This is a genomic window from Cupriavidus sp. WGlv3, from assembly GCF_023952475.1.
Lineage (GTDB): Bacteria > Pseudomonadota > Gammaproteobacteria > Burkholderiales > Burkholderiaceae > Cupriavidus > Cupriavidus phytorum.
In genome coordinates this window covers 1-386 of record NZ_JALHRX010000153.1, presented here as the reverse complement: position 1 = coordinate 386, position 386 = coordinate 1, and the positions used below count along the sequence as shown (strand labels likewise).

Genomic DNA, 386 nt, shown 5'->3' with positions numbered 1-386 from the left:
AGCGATGGGCGGCGAGCAGGCAGCGAGCGTGCTGGCGACGGTGCGCCGCGATGGCATCGAAGCGAAGGGCGGCCAGTGGAGCGCGCAGGAGGAGGACGCCTTCAAGCAGCCGATCCGCGACCAGTACGAGCACCAGGGCCATCCGTACTACGCCAGCGCGCGGCTGTGGGACGACGGCGTGATCGACCCCGCGCAGACGCGCACGGTGCTGGGGCTGGGCCTGTCGGCCAGCCTCAACGCGCCGATCGACGAGATGAAGTTCGGCGTGTTCCGCATGTAATCGTGGCATGTCACAACGACTAGGAAGCTCAATGTTCAACAAGATCCTGATCGCCAACCGCGGTGAAATCGCCTGCCGCGTGGCCGCCACCTGCCGCCGGCTGGGT

General features: G+C 67.4%; 2 protein-coding genes. Both read left to right on the top strand.

What is annotated here, in order from left to right; translation table 11 throughout:
- Nucleotides 1–280: carboxyl transferase domain-containing protein (locus MKD38_RS30945; RefSeq protein WP_305882543.1), on the top strand; the 280-nt coding region annotated here is incomplete at its 5' end.
- Nucleotides 281–311: 31 nt separating this feature from the next.
- A partial coding sequence (locus tag MKD38_RS31215) for a biotin carboxylase N-terminal domain-containing protein (protein ID WP_171516668.1) occupies nucleotides 312–386 on the top strand: 75 nt, incomplete at its 3' end.